Below are 16,769 nucleotides of genomic sequence, written 5' to 3'. Positions count from 1 at the left end.
GCGAGTTCCTTTAATTCCCGAATTTGCAAGGCTGTCAGGTCGCCAAAATCGGTCGTGCCGCGAGCCTTTTTGTTACTTTTGCGGCGAGGCAAAAGTAAGCCCCGCTGGCAGGCGACGAATCAAATTCAAAGCCTGCGGCAGCGCAGCTGCCGAAAAGATGCGAAATGAGCGAAGCTCATTTTTATCAGGCTTCGAGAGCGAAAAAGATTTCCGGTTACACAGAAAATTATAAAGAAAACAGGTTTTGCGGTTGAAAGGAAATAGCCCGGATGACGGCAACTAGCCTTTTGCAGAAAAAACCGCATTTTTCTAAGTTTAAAACAGCGACCAACGGAAGCTCGTTTTAGACTTTAGAAAAACTGGTTTTTGCAAAAAAGCTAGTGCCAGTTAGCCGGAAAAAGCTCAAAAAAAAAAAAGACCGCGACTCCTCGCAAAAAAAAACCGCCAAACTTTCGCTTGACGGTCAAAAAAAAGTATGCGTTATTTTAAACGGTGTGTTTCGTAGTAAACCCATCATCACTAAGCTCAGTCGGAGTGTAATCCTCGACAATAAGTTCGTCATAATTAGCAGGCGTTTTGCCTTTATTTACGCGAGCCAGGATTCCGTCGAAGATCGAGTACACGACCGGTACGATAACGAGCGTCAGGAACAAGGACGAAATCAAACCTCCGATGATGACCCAAGCCAAACCGTTGTTCATTTCGGAAGCACCGCCTGATGCCATCGCGATTGGAACCATACCGAAAACCATGGCGATCGTCGTCATCAAAATCGGACGTAGACGCGCGTGGTTGGCTTGGATCAAAGCGTTGAAAGTAGACTCTCCGGCTTCTTTCCTGTGATTGGTAAAGTCGACCAAAAGGATGGCGTTCTTACACACGAGTCCGATGAGCATGATCACACCCAAAATCGTAAAGATATTCAGCGTGTTATTGGTCAAGGCCAAGGCATACAAAGCTCCGATGAACGAAAGCGGAACCGAGAAAAGTACCACAAAAGGATAAACGAAACTGTTGTAAAGCGCGACCATTACCAAATAAACGAGCAAGATCGCGGCCAGCAAAGCGATTCCGAGCGTTCCGAAACCTTCCTGGCTATTTTCGATATCGCCTCCCCAAACGTAATCTACGCCCGCGGGTCTTGGCAATTTCGAGAAAACGGCTTCCCATTCGTTAGCCACGGCCTGAACAGATTTACCGACGGTTTGTGCCTGAACCGAAACCGCCGCACTTTTGTCGCGTCTTTCGAGCAAACTCGGGCCGGAACCTTCAGTGATCGTGGAGAATTGCGACAATTTGATCTGTTGGCCTTGGTCGTTTACAAAAACCAGATCTTTTACGTTGTTGATGTTGTTTCGGTCGAATTCGTTGAATCTGATGTTGATGTCGTATTCGTATTGACCCGAGCGGAATTTTCCATCGGTATTTCCGTTGAACGCGGTTTGCATCGTCAATCCGACGGTTTGCAAAGTCAGTCCAAGCGCGGCCATTTTATCGCGATCGACCTGGACGTTCACTTCCGGACTTCCGTTTTCAGAGGTCAGTTTGATCTCGGTCGCACCCGAAATCTTTCCAAGTTCGGCGGCGGCGGTTTCCGCGAATTTAAGCGCGCTTTCCTGATCGTTTCCGGTAATTGTCAACATCAATGGCGCTTCATCGGCACCACCCATGATACTTACGGGAACGGTTTTTACTTGTGTTCCGATGAGGATTTTCTGGAGTTCACGTTTGGTTTTCGCCGCGTAGATGAACGTGTTGTCTGTTCGGTCGGCGCGATCTACCAGCGTAACGGTGATTTCAGATTTGTAAGGAGTCGTTTGCGAACCCGAGAATCCGCCGGAAATCTGTCCGACAGTCGTGATCAACGTCGTCACTTCTTTTTGTTTGCTCAGGAATTCCTCGGCCTTTTGCGTGACGAAATTACTTTGTTCTACAGATGCGTCTTTCGGAAGTTCCAATTGCACGATGAACTGACCGCGATCCATTTTCGGAAAAAAGTCTCCACCGATGAATCCGGCTACGACCAACATGATTGAGGAAACGAATAAAACGATGATGGTCACAAGCGAGATCACTTTGTTTCTGCGACGTTTCAGCGCCCATTTCAAGATGCCCGAAACCCAATCTGTGAATTTGTCCAAACCTCTTTCGAATCCTAGGATGACGCGTTCGAAGATGTTTTTGCCCGTAAGATGTTCCAGTTTTCCGAAGCGCGAACTCAACCAAGGAATCAGCGTAAAGGACGAAAGCAACGAAAGCGAGGTCGCGATTACTACCGTGACGCAAAACTGCGTGATGATGTTGGCCACGAAACCTGTACTCATCGCGATTGGAAGGAAAACCACAATGATTACCAAAGTGATCGCCGTTACCGTAAACCCGATTTCCTTTGTTCCTTCATACGCCGCACGGGCGCGGTTTTTACCCATTTCCATGTGTCGGTAAATGTTCTCGAGAACGACGATCGCGTCATCCACGAGAATTCCGACCACGAGCGAAAGCCCTAGTAAACTCATCAAGTTGAGCGTATAACCCATGAGGTAAATACCAATGAAAGTCGCGATCAACGACGCCGGAATCGAAACCATTACGATAAACGCGTTCCGGATCGAGTGCAAGAAAAACAACATCACGAATGCCACGAGAATTACCGCGAGGAACAAATCGTGGATTACGCCATCGGCTGCGACCAATGTAAATTCAGAAGTGTCGTTCGCCACCTCGAGTTTCAGGCCTTCTTTGGAATAATCTTTCTCGATTTTCGAGATTACCGCGCGAACTTCCTCGCTCACGGTTACCGCGTTGGCATCGGTTTGCTTGATGATCTGGATCGCGATCGCGTTGCTTTGGTTGACGCGCGAGATTTTCTCGACCTGTTTCTGGGAATCCTGAACGTCGGCAATATCGCCCAAACGCACCTGAATGCCGTTGTTGTTCGATACGACAAGGTTGCGAAGTTCGTCGACTGTTCTGTATTTTCCCGACAAACGCACGAGCATCTTGTTTTCACGCGTTTGGATGTTTCCCGTCGGGAAGTCGAGGTTCGAACTTAGCACTGATTGCTGCACGTTCGGGATCGACAGTCCGTAACCTTTGAGTTTTTCCTGATCTAACGAAACCTGGATCTCGCGTTCCTGTCCGCCTACGAGCGTAATTTGTGCCACACCGTTGACACGTGCCAAAAGCGGTTCGATCTTTTTGTCGAGCAGGTCGTAGAACTGCACTTCGTCCATTTTTGCCGTGGCGCCGAGTGTCATAACGGGCAAATCGGAAATCGAGAATTTGGTAAGTGAAGGCGGATCGACATCTTCGGGCAAATCCTTCTCGATCGCGTTGATCTTGCGCTGTGCGTCGTTCAACGAGTAGTCGGCATCGGCTTCCGCTTCAAGCGTGACCATGACCAGCGAAAGTCCTTCGTAGGATTTCGACTCTACTTTCTTGACCAATTCGAGTGAGGAAACCGCGTCCTCGACCTTTCTCGTGACCGTATTTTCGACCTCACTTGGCGATGCTCCGGGATAAACCGTGGCAATCGTGACGACGTTGATCTCGAATTTCGGGATCAATTCGTAGCTCAGGTTCGAGAAGCTGAAAAGCCCGCCGAGCGTGAGTATGATAAACAGCACTATGACTAGCGTAGGCCGTTTTATGGAAATTTCTGCTATTTTCATTTTCGTTGATTTAGGACTACTTGATGATCGAAACTTTGGCGCCGCTGGTCAGGTTGATCTGTCCGCTTGTCACGACGATTTCGCCATCGTTAAGTCCGGCGAGTACTTCTACGTTCGTTCCCAGGATGCGTCCCGGAGTGATTTTCTTCAAAGTCGCGACACCGTTTTCCACCACGAAAACTTGTCCCGAATTCACGCCGCCCACGAATGAAGTGCGCGAAATAACCTTTATTTTTTGTTTGGCTGCCGCCGATGAACCGAATTCAGCCGTTCCGTACATTCCGGCTTTGAGCTCGTTGTTCGGATTGTTGGCAATCTCGATCTCGACAGGGAAATTCAGTGATGCGTCGGCTTTTGGAGCGATGAACGTGATCTTTCCTGCGAATTCCTTGTCAGGATAAACGCTGGCCTTCACCTTGACGGTATTTCCGAGTTTTAGCGCCGGAATCTGGCCTTCGTCAACCGTAACGGTAAGTTTCAGCTTGGAAACGTTCACGAGTTCGAACAATTCCGTTCCCGGAGAAACGACCGTTCCCGGCTCGACCATTCGCTTGTTCACGATTCCATTGATCGACGATTTGATTGTCGCGTCTCCGTAAGAAATGTTGGCCTGGTCCAATTTGGCTTTCGCCGTGGCAAGGTCGAGTTTCGCTTTGTCGACTTGTTGTTTGGTAACGCCTCCGGTTTTGAATGCGTTCTCGTAGCGATCGTTGTCGGCTACCGCGTTTTGGTAAGCGGCACGTGCGCTGGCAACGTCTACCGAAAGTTTATCGCCCTTGATCACGGCAAGCGTCTGCCCGATTCTCACCGACGAACCTTCGTCGACCAAAACCTTGACGACACGCCCGGCGTTTTCTGCCGAGAATTTCAATTCCTGAGACGGCATGAAGTTTCCGTTCGAAACGAAATCGGTTGAAATATCTTTGGTAGCGACCGTGTCGACGCGAACCGCAACAGTTGGATTTTTTTGGGAAACGACGGCTTGTTCTTCCTCGTTTTTCGCCTTGTTTTTCGTAAGTACAAACGCGATGAGTGCAATGACCGCGACCGTTACGATGATATAGATAAGTGACTTTTTCATGGTTTTATTGGGTTAGTGTCTTTAATTCTCCTTTTGATTTCATGAGTTGTATTTCGGCTTTCTTGTATTCGAGCAAAGCCGTGTTGTAATTGTTGCGCGCGGTCGTGAGTTCGTTTTCGGCGTCGAGCAAATCTGTCAATGGAGCGAGTCCGTTGTAGTAATTGTTTCTCGTGTCGCTCAAGACCGATTCGGCCAAAGTCACGTTCTGTTTCTGGCTTTCGAGTGTGGCCAGATTGCTTTTGATATTTGTCGCCGCATCTTCGAATTCCTTGGCCAGACGCAGTTTCGTGTCTTCCATGTCGACTTGGTGCTTGCGAAGTTCGACATCGGCTTTGCCCACTTTGGCTTTGTTTCCGAGGCCCGAAAAAATCGGAACTTTCAAATTCAATCCGATAGAAGAATAATCTGACCAATAAACACCGTTGTCAGGCGTCTCGAACCAAGGAAATTGATTCCCGAGACCTTGGTAGTTGTAGTTCGCGGCCAACGCCAAAGTCGGATAATAAGCCGCGACCTTTGACTTTTTCTGGAAAACGAGCAGTTGTTCTTCCTTTTGCATGAGTTGGAATTCTGTGCGCGTTTCCACGTTCGGTTTCGCTTCTTCGGATAAAATCGTCTTGACGTCCATGTCGCTTTTGGCCAACACGATCGCAGTCGAGATAGGCATTCCGATAAGGAATTTCAAAGCGTTCTCGCTCAAAATCACCTGATTGGCCGCTTTTTGGCGTTCGGTGTCGTTGTTGTTGAGTTTAACGATCGTTCTGTCGAGGTCGATTTTCTTGGCCAATCCGTTGTCGAATTGTCCTTTGATCACGTTTCTGGTCTTGCTCGTGTTGTTGTAAGTGCTGTCGCTAACGGCGAACTTTTCCTGAGCCACGAAGACTTCGTAGTAAGCTGTCGCCACGTTTTCGATGATTTGTTCATCGGTTAAAGAGGAATTGATCTGGTAGAATTCACGAGTCGATCTCGCGGCTCTCAGTCCGGTGAAAACCGCCATATCGAAAATGTTCTGCGTAAGCGAAAGTCCCGCTGTTGACGCCCATTTTTGCCCAAACGGAACCAAAACGATCGATCCCGGCGGCTGTCCGAAGAATTCTCCGGGAAGCGCGCTGTTCTGCAAAATCGGGTTGTAAGTAAGGTTTCCGTTCGCCGACAAATTCGGCAAAGCCTGCGATCTCGTATCCTGGATTTCGTATTCGGCGTTTTCGATATCCAGTTTGGCCTTCTTCGCATCGGCTTTGTTCTGAAGCGCGAAGTTGATGGCGTCTTTGAGCGACAGGTTTTTGGTTTCCTGCGCAAATCCGCCAAAACCAAGGCTGAGAATAGCTATTAGAAGGATTTGTTTCATGTGAATTAGGTATTGATTGATAATTGTCGTTCGAGTTCCTGCACGCCTTTTTCGGTTCCGATGGCGCGAGTGTGGTAAATCAACGCCGCGAGTTCCAGCTTGTAAGCTTCTCTCTCGAGTTGGGTATTTTCGTTGATGTGAAGGCTTATCGTCCAATAAAAGTTGATCGCGTTCTCGACATCTGTGTCTTTTCGGTAATAATCCAACTCCATTCCGCGAACCACGTTGTGTCTCATGTACCGCAAACACTCGTGTTCTTCGCGTTTCATTGTCTGTTCGTAGATTTCCGGATAGTGTTTCTTGAGTTGGTAAAGTGGCGAGGTGTCAGATAATTGGAAAAGTCCTTCAAAGACTTTCCGGATCTGGAAATTCTCTTCGACCGGATTGAAATCTTGCGCAATTACCGATTCTATCGTTTTGAGCACGCGATCTTCAACGGCTTGTGTCGCCTCGACAATCAGAACTTCCTTGTTGATGAAATACTTGTAAATCGTCTTTTTGGAAATGCCCATGTCATTGGCGATGTCGTCCATGGTCACGCTTTTGAACCCGTATTTCAGGAACATTTCAGACGCTTTGGCGATGATCTTCTCTTTCATTTTTCGGATTAAAAATCAGGGCAAATTTAGAACGGAAACTTTCAACACACTAAAAGTTTCCAAAGTATTTGCATTTTTTTAACATTGCAACCGATTTCGCCCATAACTCGCAAAGACTTACCTTAGCGCGAAATTTTGAAAATGCACACCATAAGCGAGTACCGCGACTTCTTTATCGACTATCTCGGTGAGCAGACGCTTTTGAAAGAGCCGTTAAATCTTTATGAACCAGTCGATTATATAATTGGTTTGGGCGGAAAACGCATGCGTCCGGTGTTGACGCTTTTGGGTGCGGAAGTTTTTGAAGCCGATTATCGCGAAGCACTTCCGGCGGCTTTGGCTGTGGAAATGTTCCATAATTTTTCGCTTGTCCACGACGATATTATGGACGATGCGCCGCTTCGCCGAGGAAACGAGACCGTTCACGAAAAGTGGAATATCAATACAGGAATTCTCTCGGGCGACGCGATGCTGATCCTCGCCTACCAATATTTCGAACAGTACGAACCCGCGATTTTCCGAGATTTGGCCAAGCTGTTTTCCAAAACGGCTCTCGAAGTTTGCGAAGGCCAGCAATGGGATGTCGATTTCGAGACGAGAGACGACGTGACGATTCCGGAATATCTTAAAATGATCGAGTACAAAACGGCTGTTTTGGTTGGTGCGGCTATGAAAATGGGCGCGATTATCGCCAAGACGTCTGAGGAAAACAAAAAATTGATCTACGATTTCGGCTGCAACCTCGGGATCGCGTTTCAATTGCAGGACGATTTTTTGGACGCTTTCGGAAATCCGGAAACTTTCGGCAAGCAAGTGGGTGGCGACATCATCGAGAACAAAAAGACGTATTTGTATTTGAAGGCTTTGGCTTTCGCCGATAAAAAGGAACAATTGCAACATTTATATTCGATAAGTCCGAAAGACAATACCGACAAGATCGCGTCCGTAAAACAGATATTCGATCAAAGCGGCGCATCCAAAGCAACGCAAAAAGCGATTCGCGACTACACGTTCAAGGCGTTTGAAACCTTGGACAAAATGGATATTTCGGAAGACAAAAAAGCGATTTTGCGCACTTTCGGGTCAAAACTAATGGACAGAAACGTATGAGTTTTATCGCCCCGATTTCTACCGATGCCTTGCTCTCGGAAGCCGAAAACGAAAATCTGTACCAAAAGCTGATCGAACAATTAAACAAGGATTTCAATTTGGCGAACGATGCTGTCGATTTTCCGAGAAGCACGACTCCGAACGAGCTCAAAGTACAATTGCACGAAAAAATCTATCGCCTGATCCAATACAAATTCGCGGAATATCTGAATTTGCTATACATCATCGACGTTCCGGAAAAGGAAGTGAAAAGCCTCGACGGATCTGACATCGTCGAACTTTCACAACAGGTCGCGTTTTTGGTTTTGAAGCGCGAATGGCAAAAAGTCTGGTTCCGGAACAAATTCTAAAGCGCTTGCCAGTTTCTTTATCGACCTATTTTTTGATAGGATTTTTCGTATATTGGAGACTTGCCAACATCAAATTTCATGAACAGATTTCATTTTTTCAGATTCGCTTTCGCAGTAACTTTTGTAGGTTTGACAGCAGGTTTGGCCACTTACTGGCTGATCACGAAATTCCTCGCCGACGAAGAATTGGACATTCTCGACACTTTGCTCAAAAGCGCCTTCGTCGGATTTTTTACCGCGATCGTCATGGGAATCCTGAATGCCGTTTTACGCGTTTTTCCAAAGCGTCGCGAAGCCTGAATTTACTTCGATAGCGCTTCTTGCAGGAAAACCTCGGCCGGAATGTTGAAGTAGTCCTTGAGTTTCTTGGCCATTTTCAGCGTGATTTCGCGTTTCCCTGAAAGCACAGCCGAAATGTGGCCTTTGCTGCCAATCAACGGCTCGAGATCTTTGGCCTTGATTCCCATTTCCTCCATTTTGAATTTTATGACTTCCAACGGATTTGTCTCGGGCAATTTGTGGTGTTTTTCGTCGTAGTCTTTTATCAAGACCATTAAAAGTTCCAATTCGTCAGCTTCCGGGGTTTCCGGTTCAGCGTGAAAAACTTCCATGAGTCGCAAGGAAGCTTTTTTGTAATCGTCTTTGTTTTTGAGGACTTTCCAGTTCATGGCAAATTTCAATTGAGAATGTTCGCATCGAATGCTATCGTTTTCACGTCTATCTTATCGTACTGCCGATGTGTTCCGAACCAAATCACGTAACAGGCTTTGTATCTGAAATTTATCGATACAATAAGCCGAAACTCATTCCCTTTGATATTGAACACAACTCGTTCGGTGCCGACGACACTCGCGCTTCCATAAGTTCTTTTCAGCTCATTGAAATTTGCGAAATCCTGTTTCGAAAATTCGTCGAACCAAGTAAAAATTTGCGTTGACGCGCTTGGATAACGATTTGAATAATGAAGAATCGTCTTTTTTACAAGAATTCTCATTGGTGTAAAAATATTAAAAAGTTTTCAATTTGCAAACTTTGCCGTAAAAAAATTATTCCGCGGCAAAAATCGTTTCCTCACATTCCGATTCTTCCGTTTGGGATTCACAAGTCCATTTTTTGTCGACCAGCATCGGACGGCCTTCCAAACAAGAGCAAACAACAAACTCCATACTTTTGCCGGCGTAGAAATAATTGTTTCGCCTGATCAACAAAGTCGCGGCTTTCGTAGAATTGTCGTAAGATTCGGCGGATAGATAGTAATAAGGTTCGTCGGTGATTGCGTCGCGGTTTTTGGCGATTTTGAAGATGGAAAGTCGCGTCCCGATCCCGTGTTTCTTAAGGATTTTGTTCCACTTGTCCGAGACCGCGGTCTTGTTCAGGATTTCAAAGTGTCCGGCGTAAACGATTCCGGTTTTTTCCGAAGTGAGCGCCTTGCATCCAACGAGAAACAAGGCCAAAGGCAGATAAATTGATTTCATGGCGTATAGAGTAAGCCGTGAAATTACGATCGGATTTTTTGGGTCGGTTACAGATTTTCCGTAAAAAAAGTTAAATGAAGGTCTGCCTGATTTCCAACGAATAAAATGCTGGCAACGCCTCTATATCACCACAAAAAAAGCCCATCCAAAAAGGACGGGCCACAATCAAATCAATATAAATACAATCAAGAGTTTCCGTATAAATTCGACTCACCACCGTCAATGGCGATCGTTTGCCCGTTCACGTAATTGCAGTCGTCGCTCAATAAAAAGGCGACAAGTTTCCCTACTTCTTCGGGTTGTCCGAGGCGTCGCGTCGGGTTGCGTTGGGCGTATTCTTTTTCGGCCGCGGCTGGATCTGACGGATTGACTTGCTTGAAGGCTTCGGCGACCATCGGAGTCAAAATCGCGCCCGGAGCGATCGCGTTGGTAAAAATATTGTCCTTTCCGTATTCGATTGCCGCGTTTTTCGTCATTCCTGAAACTGCGTGCTTACTTGCCACATAAGGTGTTTGGTTCACGACGCCGCGAATTCCGCCTACCGAGGCCACGTTCACGATTCGTCCGCCACCGTTTTTCTGCAAAACCGGAATCACGTATCTCAGTCCGAAATAAACGCCTGTCAAATTGATATCCACGACTTTTTTGAAAATATCGACGTCGTATTCGGTGAGTGGCGCTTGTTTTCCTTCGATACCAGCGTTGTTGTAAAAGCCGTCGATCGTTCCGAATTCAGCGACTGTTTTCCCGACATAACCTTTTACGGCTTGCTCGTTTGACGTATCGGCCACGACCGTTAGAATTTTGACTTCGGGGAATTTGGAATTGATGTCGGTTTTTGCTTTGTTCAAAGCTTCTTCGTTATAATCGACAAGCGACAAATTCGCGCCTCTTTCGGCCAAGACGTTGGCAGTTACGAGGCCTAAGCCCATTCCGGCGCCTGTGATGACTATGGTTTTTCCTTTAAAAGAACTCATGGTTTTATGTTTTATTCCATAAAGTTCGGCACTTGAAATTTATCCGGTGTTAACTTGGCCTTAATTACGATTTAATTAACGCTTCATTTTTAAGCAATAAAGCAAAGTCAGTAATTTTTTGGTGTTTTCTATCGGATGATCAGTCGTCGGAAGTTTCGACTTTTCCTTTGGCGACAGTTTCCAGAATGCTTGTAAAATGCGGATTGCTTCCGGATTCCCATTTTCCATTCCGGAAAATAAGGTCGAAATATTCATACCCTGATTTTTGGGAAGAAACTTGAAGGCTATCGTTTTCCGACGGATGATACTCTAAGTCGAAACAATTTCCGGAGTTCATCTGACGCAATAAGTCCGAAGCCGAAATCCCGTTTTCAAAAATTTCTGACGGAGCTACGATCGAACCCATGATCTCAAGTTCGCTCAATCCTAGAAATCGCGTCAGTCGCCAGATTGTTTCGGCTTTATCCAATTCGCCTTCGCAAGTGCAAAGTTTGTAAGTGTTCGAGGTTTTGCACATACTTATCAGAAATAAACCCGGACGAAAGGCGACCAGGAATCGGCGTAAACCGTTTTGTCGGGATCGAAAAGCAAGTTATAGCGCACTCCAATAGTGACGTTTTGGTTCCGATAACCGGCGCCCACAAACAATCCGGTGTTCCAGAAATCGTTGTGGATCGTGCCTTCCTCGAAGTGTTCCAGACGCGAATTCACGCGCAATTGCTCGACCTCGACCGAAAGTTGCACAAACGGAACCGGACTGAAAAGCCCAATGACGCTTCCGCCGTAAATCCACGAACGATATTCGTCGATCGTCGAGGAATAGTCGCGAAAACGCACGTAATTTCCTGTGAGTCCGACACCGGCCGCGACGTATTGGTTGAAGTTGTAGATTGCGCTCGGAGCAACGGCAATGTCAGTGTAGCCGCTTCCGAAACCGAGTCCTAAACCACCGCCGATCTGCACGCGTTGCCAGAATTCCGAAGGCATTTTCGGGGCTTGCGTATATACGCTGTCTGACTGGGCAGAAATCGCACCCGAAAACAGCGTGGCGACGAGCGCTAAAACACTTCGGCTAAATCGATAGAAGGCAGGGATTTCCATGGTTCGCGGTAGCTATATTTAATAACCATAAAAGTATCTAAAAAGATAGAGAAATTAAGTTAAGGTTCGTACTTTTGCGGAACTATTCTCAAAACGTAGTCACATTCCAAAAATTATGGATAGGTTTTCATTCCTGAACGCAGCACACACCGAATTCTTCGCCGATCTTTACGACCAATATCTAGAAAATCCAGACAGCATCGAACCCAGCTGGAGAAGCTTTTTCCAGGGTTACGATTTTGGCGCGAGCGCTTATGGCGGAACTTCAGATGTAGCGCAATCGGCTTCTGCGCCTGCGTCCAATCAGGATTTCAGCGAACAATCGGCCAAGATCCAAAAGGAATTCGCCGTATTGAAATTGATCGAAGCTTACCGCACTCGCGGGCATTTGTTTACCAATACGAATCCTGTTCGCGAGCGACGCGTTTTCTCCCCATCGCTTGAGTTGTCCAACTTCGGACTTTCTGATGCCGACTTGCAAACGACTTTCGACGCGGCAAAAGTGATGTATCTCGAACCGACTTCGCTCGAAAACATCCTCAAGCACCTCAATAGGATTTATTGCCAATCGATCGGTGTCGAGTACATGTACATTCGCGATCCGGAAGTTCGCACCTGGATTCAGGAACGAATCGGAGTGAACGACAACCGTCCGAAATTTTCGGTAGAGCAAAAAAAACACATCCTTTCAAAATTGAACGAGGCAGTTTCTTTCGAGAACTTCCTTCACACCAAATACGTCGGCCAAAAACGCTTCTCTCTCGAAGGCGGAGAATCGCTGATTCCAGGAGTTGACGCGCTAATCGAGGCTGCGGCCGAACAAGGCGTAGAACAATTCGTGATGGGAATGGCGCACCGCGGTCGTTTGAACGTGTTGGCCAATATTTTCAACAAACCGACTCAGGACATTTTTTCTGAATTTGACGGAAAAGACTACGACGACGACGCTTTGTTCGACGGTGACGTGAAATATCACTTAGGACTTACGGCCGATCGTCGCACGCAAACCGGAAAATCCATAAACGTGAACCTCGCCCCGAATCCATCGCATTTGGAGACGGTCGGAGCGGTTATCGAAGGCATCACGCGTGCCAAACAGGATCGTTATTTTCCATCAGATGCATCGAAAGTCTTACCTATCGCAGTTCACGGAGACGCCGCTGTCGCCGGACAAGGCATCGTGTACGAAATCGTCCAGATGGCCAAACTCGACGGTTACAAAACGGCCGGAACGATCCATATTGTGATAAACAACCAAGTCGGCTTCACGACAAATTACCTCGACGCTCGTTCGTCGACCTATTGTACGGATATCGCCAAAGTCACGCTATCGCCCGTTTTGCACGTCAATGCAGACGATACCGAGGCGGTCGTTCACGCGATGTTGTTCGCACTCGATTACAGAATGAAATTCGGAAGCGATGTTTTCATCGACCTTCTCGGATACAGAAAATACGGCCATAACGAAGGTGACGAACCGCGTTTTACCCAGCCGAAACTTTATAAGGCGATCTCGAAACACAAGAATCCGCGTGATTTGTATGCCGAGCAATTGCTGGCTGACGGAATTATCGATTCTGGCTTTGTAAAAGGTCTTGAAGACAAGTACAAAGCCAAACTCGAGGAAAATCTCGAGGCTTCGCGCAAGAAAGACCTGACCATCATCACGCCTTTCATGCAAAACGAGTGGCAAGGTTTCCATCAGGCCGGTCAAGCCGAAATGCTCGAACACGTCGATACGACTTTCGACAAATCCGCTTTGACGGAAATCGCCAAGCAAATCACTGAATTGCCGTCTGACAAAAAGTTCATATCCAAGATCACCAAGCTTATCAACGACCGCAAAACCATGTGGGAAAGCGATAAACTCGATTGGGCGATGGGCGAATTGCTGGCTTACGGAACGCTTATTTCCGAAGGTTACGACGTGCGTATTTCCGGACAAGACGTAGAACGCGGAACCTTCTCCCACCGCCACGCAGTCGTGAAAGTGGAAGATTCCGAAGAAGAAGTGATCCTGCTCCAAAACCTCAAGGAAGGAAAAGGCAAGTTCAATATTTTCAACTCACTTCTGAGCGAGTACGGCGTGGTCGGTTTTGACTACGGATACGCGCTTGCAAGCCCGAAAACACTTACGATTTGGGAAGCGCAGTTCGGGGATTTCTCCAACGGTGCCCAAATCATGATCGACCAATATATTTCGGCCGCCGAAGACAAATGGAACAACCAGAACGGACTCGTGATGTTGTTGCCACACGGTTACGAAGGTCAAGGCGCCGAACACTCGTCCGCGAGAATGGAGCGTTATCTTCAGCAATGTGCCAACGAGAACATGTTTATAGCCGATGTTACGACGCCGGCCAACTTCTACCACTTGTTGAGACGTCAGATGAAAACGACGTTCCGCAAGCCTTTGATCGTGTTCACACCGAAGAGTTTGTTGCGTCATCCGCTAGTGATTTCAACACAAGATGAACTCGCCAACGGACATTTCCACGAAACTTTCGACGACATTACGGTGAACAAAAAAGACGTGAAAACACTCGTCTTTTGTACCGGGAAATTCTATTACGACCTGCTTGCCGAAAGAGAAAACCTCGGACGTAAAGACGTTGCCTTGGTTCGAATCGAGCAATTGTTCCCGCTTCCGATCGAGCAACTCAAGGAAATCATCGCCTCTTACCCGAGCGCCGACGATTACGTTTGGGCGCAGGAAGAGCCGAGAAATATGGGCGCCTACAGTCACATGCTGATGAATTTCGACCTGGTCAAGTTGCGGGTAGCTTCACTGAAAGCCTACAGCGCGCCGGCCGCCGGAAGTTACGCACGTTCCAAAAAACGTCACGCCGCTGCGATCGCAATGGTGTTCGACAAGAATCTATTCAATTGATTACAATAGTTACACAACATAAAATTCTATATCGATGATTTTAGAAATGAAAGTTCCTTCGCCGGGCGAATCGATTACCGAAGTGGAAATCGCAACCTGGTTAGTGAAAGACGGCGATTACGTCGAGAAAGACCAAGCCATTGCCGAAGTTGATTCAGACAAGGCAACCCTTGAGCTTCCAGCCGAAGCCGCGGGAATCATCACGCTTAAAGCTGAAGAAGGCGACGCGGTAAAAGTTGGGCAAGTAGTTTGCCTGATCGACACAGACGCAGCAAAACCAGACGGAGGCGAAGCTCCAAAAGCCGAAGAGAAGAAAGAAGAAGCTCCGAAAGCCGAGGAAAAGAAAGAAGAGCCCAAGAAAGAAGAGCCAAAAGCGGCTCCTGCTTCTGAATCTTATGCATCAGGTTCGGCATCTCCGGCTGCCAAGAAAATCCTCGATGAGAAAAATATCGATGCCAAGTCGGTTTCCGGAACAGGAAAAGACGGCCGTATCACGAAAGACGACGCAGTAAACGCTGCGCCATCGATGGGCACTCCAACAGGAGGAAACCGCGGATCGCAGCGCACCAAATTGTCGATGTTGCGTCGCAAGGTTGCCGAAAGATTGGTAGCCGCCAAAAACGAAACGGCCATGCTCACCACTTTCAACGAGGTGAACATGACGCCGATCAACAAAGTGAGAAACGAATTCAAAGACGCGTTCAAAGCCAAACACGGCGGCGTTACTTTGGGCTATATGTCGTTCTTTACCAAAGCTGTAACCCGCGCGTTGCAACTTTTCCCGGACGTCAATTCGATGATCGACGGCGACCAAAAAATCGCTTATGATTTCGCCGATATTTCAATCGCGGTTTCAGGCCCGAAAGGCCTGATGGTTCCGGTTGTGAGAAATGCCGAAGTGCTTTCTTTCAGAGGAATCGAATCTGAGATCAAGCGTTTGGCCTTGCGTGCCCGCGACGGACAAATTACCGTCGACGACATGACAGGAGGAACGTTCACGATCACGAACGGAGGCGTTTTCGGATCGATGCTTTCCACACCAATCATAAACCCGCCACAATCTGGAATCCTTGGGATGCACAACATCATCGAGCGCCCGATTGCGGTTAATGGACAGGTTGAAATCCATCCTATGATGTATGTAGCTTTGTCATACGATCACAGAATCATCGACGGACGCGAGTCTGTAGGTTTTTTGGTGGCCGTAAAAGAAGGATTGGAAAATCCTGTTGAGCTTTTGATGAACGGCGATGCCAAGAAAGCGCTTGAATTGTAGATTTCTATTTAGTTCATAATGAAAAAATCCCGTCTCGTCAGAGCGGGATTTTTGCTTTTAATTGCAAATTTTTCTTGGTTGAGAACGAGCTGCGCTCGTTTGGTGTTTGCGGCAGCTGCGCTGGCGTGTGCTGTATTTCGTCGCCTGTCCGGCGGGGACTTCTTTTGTCTGGCAACAAAAGAAGCAAAAATGCCTTGCGGCTCGAACCAAAAACGCGACCTGACAGCCTTGAAATTTGGAAAAGAGGCGAACAATGCGCTGTACCGTTGACGCCTCTTTTTTCCCAAATTTCAAGATGTCAGATGCCCGCGTTTTGTGCTTAGGCCGCGGACTAATCGGAAGTGTTTATTTGCTTTCCAGCTTGCTTCGCGGCGCTAAAAACGGCTCCGTAGCGAAAAACAGGTGTGTCTTTGACGGAGACAATCGGTTGGCATTGACGGGGAATCTTGGGTTTTTGAAAACGTGGCTTTGAAAGAGTTTTGGACGTTTTGGAACGAGGATTTTCAACGCCAGAAGTTTCCTGTGACGACGTTATGGAAACGATTCTGGCGATTGAGGAAATTTGGTGTTCGGAGACGCATTTTTCCAAAGCGACAGCGGAGGAAAAATGTCAATAAACACTTTCCGATCAGTCCGGCATTTGAGCGTTTTGGCGGGCACCTGACGTCTTGGAAATTCGCGGAATTAAAGGCTGTTTGAGCGACCTTAAAACGAAGTCGTTTCGAGCGAACGTTCCCGCGAGTTCCTTTAATTCCCGAATTTCCAAGGCTGCCAGGTCGCCAAAATCGGTCGTGCCGCGAGCCTTTTTGTTACTTTTGCGGCGAGGCAAAAGTAAGCCCCGCTGGCAGGCGACGAATCAAAATCAAAGCCTGCGGCAGCGCAGCTGCCGAA

The 16,769-nt window shown here is 47.4% G+C and carries 17 protein-coding genes; 7 read left to right on the top strand and 10 right to left on the bottom strand.

The features are described 5' to 3' along the window. On the top strand, positions 1 to 232 hold a 232-nt coding region (locus EOO49_RS19060), incomplete at its 5' end, for a hypothetical protein (protein WP_290848664.1). A 253-nt stretch (positions 233 to 485) separates the two neighbouring features. On the opposite strand, the gene EOO49_RS19055 is transcribed toward EOO49_RS19060, so the two are convergent. Genes EOO49_RS19055 through EOO49_RS19040 form a run of 4 tightly spaced genes read right to left on the bottom strand, consistent with a single transcriptional unit; the run spans position 486 to position 6,699 of the window. After that, on the bottom strand, positions 486 to 3,671 hold the full coding sequence (locus EOO49_RS19055) for an efflux RND transporter permease subunit (protein ID WP_290848662.1): 3,186 nt from the start codon (positions 3,669 to 3,671) through the stop codon (positions 486 to 488). 16 nt (positions 3,672 to 3,687) lie between these two features. Next, entirely contained in the window at positions 3,688 to 4,752 is a 1,065-nt protein-coding gene (locus EOO49_RS19050) for an efflux RND transporter periplasmic adaptor subunit (protein ID WP_290848660.1), read from the bottom strand. Positions 4,753 to 4,756: 4 nt separating this feature from the next. Next, positions 4,757 to 6,100 carry a TolC family protein gene (locus EOO49_RS19045; RefSeq protein ID WP_290848658.1) on the bottom strand — a complete coding sequence of 448 codons (1,344 nt, stop codon included), beginning with the start codon at positions 6,098 to 6,100 and terminating at the stop codon, positions 4,757 to 4,759. A gap of 5 nt (positions 6,101 to 6,105) precedes the next feature. Then, on the bottom strand, positions 6,106 to 6,699 hold the full coding sequence (locus tag EOO49_RS19040; RefSeq protein ID WP_290848656.1) for a TetR/AcrR family transcriptional regulator: 594 nt from the start codon (positions 6,697 to 6,699) through the stop codon (positions 6,106 to 6,108). A 141-nt stretch (positions 6,700 to 6,840) separates the two neighbouring features. On the opposite strand from EOO49_RS19040, the gene EOO49_RS19035 reads away from it, so the two are divergent. The 3 genes from EOO49_RS19035 to EOO49_RS19025 all read left to right on the top strand — a co-directional run bounded on the left by EOO49_RS19035 (position 6,841) and on the right by EOO49_RS19025 (position 8,459). Then, positions 6,841 to 7,809, top strand: a complete 969-nt coding sequence (locus tag EOO49_RS19035; protein ID WP_290848654.1) for a polyprenyl synthetase family protein — start codon at positions 6,841 to 6,843, stop codon at positions 7,807 to 7,809. Beyond that, a complete protein-coding gene (locus tag EOO49_RS19030) occupies positions 7,806 to 8,159 on the top strand; it encodes a hypothetical protein (RefSeq protein WP_290848652.1) in 354 nt (117 codons plus the stop codon). Before EOO49_RS19035 ends, EOO49_RS19030 begins: the two co-directional genes overlap by 4 nt. 78 nt (positions 8,160 to 8,237) lie before the next feature. Then, the gene (locus tag EOO49_RS19025; protein ID WP_290848650.1) at positions 8,238 to 8,459 is read left to right on the top strand and encodes a hypothetical protein; all 222 of its coding nucleotides are present in this window, start codon (positions 8,238 to 8,240) and stop codon (positions 8,457 to 8,459) included. A gap of 2 nt (positions 8,460 to 8,461) precedes the next feature. Here EOO49_RS19025 and EOO49_RS19020 read toward each other — a convergent pair whose 3' ends face one another. The 6 genes from EOO49_RS19020 to EOO49_RS18995 form a co-directional block, all read right to left on the bottom strand. Next, positions 8,462 to 8,827: a helix-turn-helix domain-containing protein gene (locus EOO49_RS19020; RefSeq protein ID WP_290848648.1), complete on the bottom strand. Its 366-nt coding sequence runs from the start codon at positions 8,825 to 8,827 to the stop codon at positions 8,462 to 8,464. 8 nt (positions 8,828 to 8,835) lie between these two features. Then, positions 8,836 to 9,153: a type II toxin-antitoxin system HigB family toxin gene (locus EOO49_RS19015; RefSeq protein ID WP_290848646.1), complete on the bottom strand. Its 318-nt coding sequence runs from the start codon at positions 9,151 to 9,153 to the stop codon at positions 8,836 to 8,838. A gap of 52 nt (positions 9,154 to 9,205) precedes the next feature. Beyond that, positions 9,206 to 9,634 carry a hypothetical protein gene (locus tag EOO49_RS19010; protein WP_290848644.1) on the bottom strand — a complete coding sequence of 143 codons (429 nt, stop codon included), beginning with the start codon at positions 9,632 to 9,634 and terminating at the stop codon, positions 9,206 to 9,208. A gap of 185 nt (positions 9,635 to 9,819) precedes the next feature. Beyond that, the gene (locus tag EOO49_RS19005) at positions 9,820 to 10,611 is read right to left on the bottom strand and encodes a glucose 1-dehydrogenase (RefSeq protein WP_290848642.1); all 792 of its coding nucleotides are present in this window, start codon (positions 10,609 to 10,611) and stop codon (positions 9,820 to 9,822) included. A gap of 139 nt (positions 10,612 to 10,750) precedes the next feature. Further along, on the bottom strand, positions 10,751 to 11,128 hold the full coding sequence (locus EOO49_RS19000) for a hypothetical protein (RefSeq protein ID WP_290848638.1): 378 nt from the start codon (positions 11,126 to 11,128) through the stop codon (positions 10,751 to 10,753). A 5-nt stretch (positions 11,129 to 11,133) separates the two neighbouring features. Further along, the gene (locus tag EOO49_RS18995) at positions 11,134 to 11,712 is read right to left on the bottom strand and encodes a hypothetical protein (protein WP_290848636.1); all 579 of its coding nucleotides are present in this window, start codon (positions 11,710 to 11,712) and stop codon (positions 11,134 to 11,136) included. A gap of 115 nt (positions 11,713 to 11,827) precedes the next feature. On the opposite strand from EOO49_RS18995, the gene EOO49_RS18990 reads away from it, so the two are divergent. The 3 genes from EOO49_RS18990 to EOO49_RS18980 are packed head-to-tail and all read left to right on the top strand — an operon-like array spanning position 11,828 to position 16,148. Then, positions 11,828 to 14,602 carry a 2-oxoglutarate dehydrogenase E1 component gene (locus EOO49_RS18990; protein WP_290848634.1) on the top strand — a complete coding sequence of 925 codons (2,775 nt, stop codon included), beginning with the start codon at positions 11,828 to 11,830 and terminating at the stop codon, positions 14,600 to 14,602. 34 nt (positions 14,603 to 14,636) lie between these two features. Further along, positions 14,637 to 15,878, top strand: coding sequence for a 2-oxoglutarate dehydrogenase complex dihydrolipoyllysine-residue succinyltransferase (gene odhB, locus EOO49_RS18985; protein ID WP_290848632.1), 1,242 nt, complete (start codon positions 14,637 to 14,639; stop codon positions 15,876 to 15,878). Positions 15,879 to 15,896: 18 nt separating this feature from the next. Beyond that, complete coding sequence (locus EOO49_RS18980; RefSeq protein ID WP_290848630.1) at positions 15,897 to 16,148, top strand: hypothetical protein; 252 nt, start codon at positions 15,897 to 15,899, stop codon at positions 16,146 to 16,148. The last annotated feature ends 621 nt before the right edge of the window (positions 16,149 to 16,769 follow it).

The organism is Flavobacterium sp., assembly GCF_004295795.1.
Classification (GTDB): Bacteria; Bacteroidota; Bacteroidia; order Flavobacteriales; family Flavobacteriaceae; genus Flavobacterium.
This window is presented reverse-complemented; position numbering and strand designations above follow the sequence as displayed.

What these genes read in the sequence shown, in the direction of transcription:
- EOO49_RS19020 (WP_290848648.1), bottom strand. Translation starts at nt 8,827, where the DNA reads ATGAACTGGAAAGTCCTCAAAAACAAAGACGATTACAAAAAAGCTTCC.
- EOO49_RS18980 (WP_290848630.1), top strand. Translation starts at nt 15,897, where the DNA reads ATGAAAAAATCCCGTCTCGTCAGAGCGGGATTTTTGCTTTTAATTGCA.
- EOO49_RS19010 (WP_290848644.1), bottom strand. Translation starts at nt 9,634, where the DNA reads ATGAAATCAATTTATCTGCCTTTGGCCTTGTTTCTCGTTGGATGCAAG.
- EOO49_RS19055 (WP_290848662.1), bottom strand. Translation starts at nt 3,671, where the DNA reads ATGAAAATAGCAGAAATTTCCATAAAACGGCCTACGCTAGTCATAGTG.
- odhB (WP_290848632.1), top strand. Translation starts at nt 14,637, where the DNA reads ATGATTTTAGAAATGAAAGTTCCTTCGCCGGGCGAATCGATTACCGAA.
- EOO49_RS19005 (WP_290848642.1), bottom strand. Translation starts at nt 10,611, where the DNA reads ATGAGTTCTTTTAAAGGAAAAACCATAGTCATCACAGGCGCCGGAATG.
- EOO49_RS19025 (WP_290848650.1), top strand. Translation starts at nt 8,238, where the DNA reads ATGAACAGATTTCATTTTTTCAGATTCGCTTTCGCAGTAACTTTTGTA.
- EOO49_RS18990 (WP_290848634.1), top strand. Translation starts at nt 11,828, where the DNA reads ATGGATAGGTTTTCATTCCTGAACGCAGCACACACCGAATTCTTCGCC.
- EOO49_RS19000 (WP_290848638.1), bottom strand. Translation starts at nt 11,128, where the DNA reads ATGTGCAAAACCTCGAACACTTACAAACTTTGCACTTGCGAAGGCGAA.
- EOO49_RS19030 (WP_290848652.1), top strand. Translation starts at nt 7,806, where the DNA reads ATGAGTTTTATCGCCCCGATTTCTACCGATGCCTTGCTCTCGGAAGCC.
- EOO49_RS19015 (WP_290848646.1), bottom strand. Translation starts at nt 9,153, where the DNA reads ATGAGAATTCTTGTAAAAAAGACGATTCTTCATTATTCAAATCGTTAT.
- EOO49_RS19045 (WP_290848658.1), bottom strand. Translation starts at nt 6,100, where the DNA reads ATGAAACAAATCCTTCTAATAGCTATTCTCAGCCTTGGTTTTGGCGGA.
- EOO49_RS18995 (WP_290848636.1), bottom strand. Translation starts at nt 11,712, where the DNA reads ATGGAAATCCCTGCCTTCTATCGATTTAGCCGAAGTGTTTTAGCGCTC.
- EOO49_RS19050 (WP_290848660.1), bottom strand. Translation starts at nt 4,752, where the DNA reads ATGAAAAAGTCACTTATCTATATCATCGTAACGGTCGCGGTCATTGCA.
- EOO49_RS19040 (WP_290848656.1), bottom strand. Translation starts at nt 6,699, where the DNA reads ATGAAAGAGAAGATCATCGCCAAAGCGTCTGAAATGTTCCTGAAATAC.
- EOO49_RS19035 (WP_290848654.1), top strand. Translation starts at nt 6,841, where the DNA reads ATGCACACCATAAGCGAGTACCGCGACTTCTTTATCGACTATCTCGGT.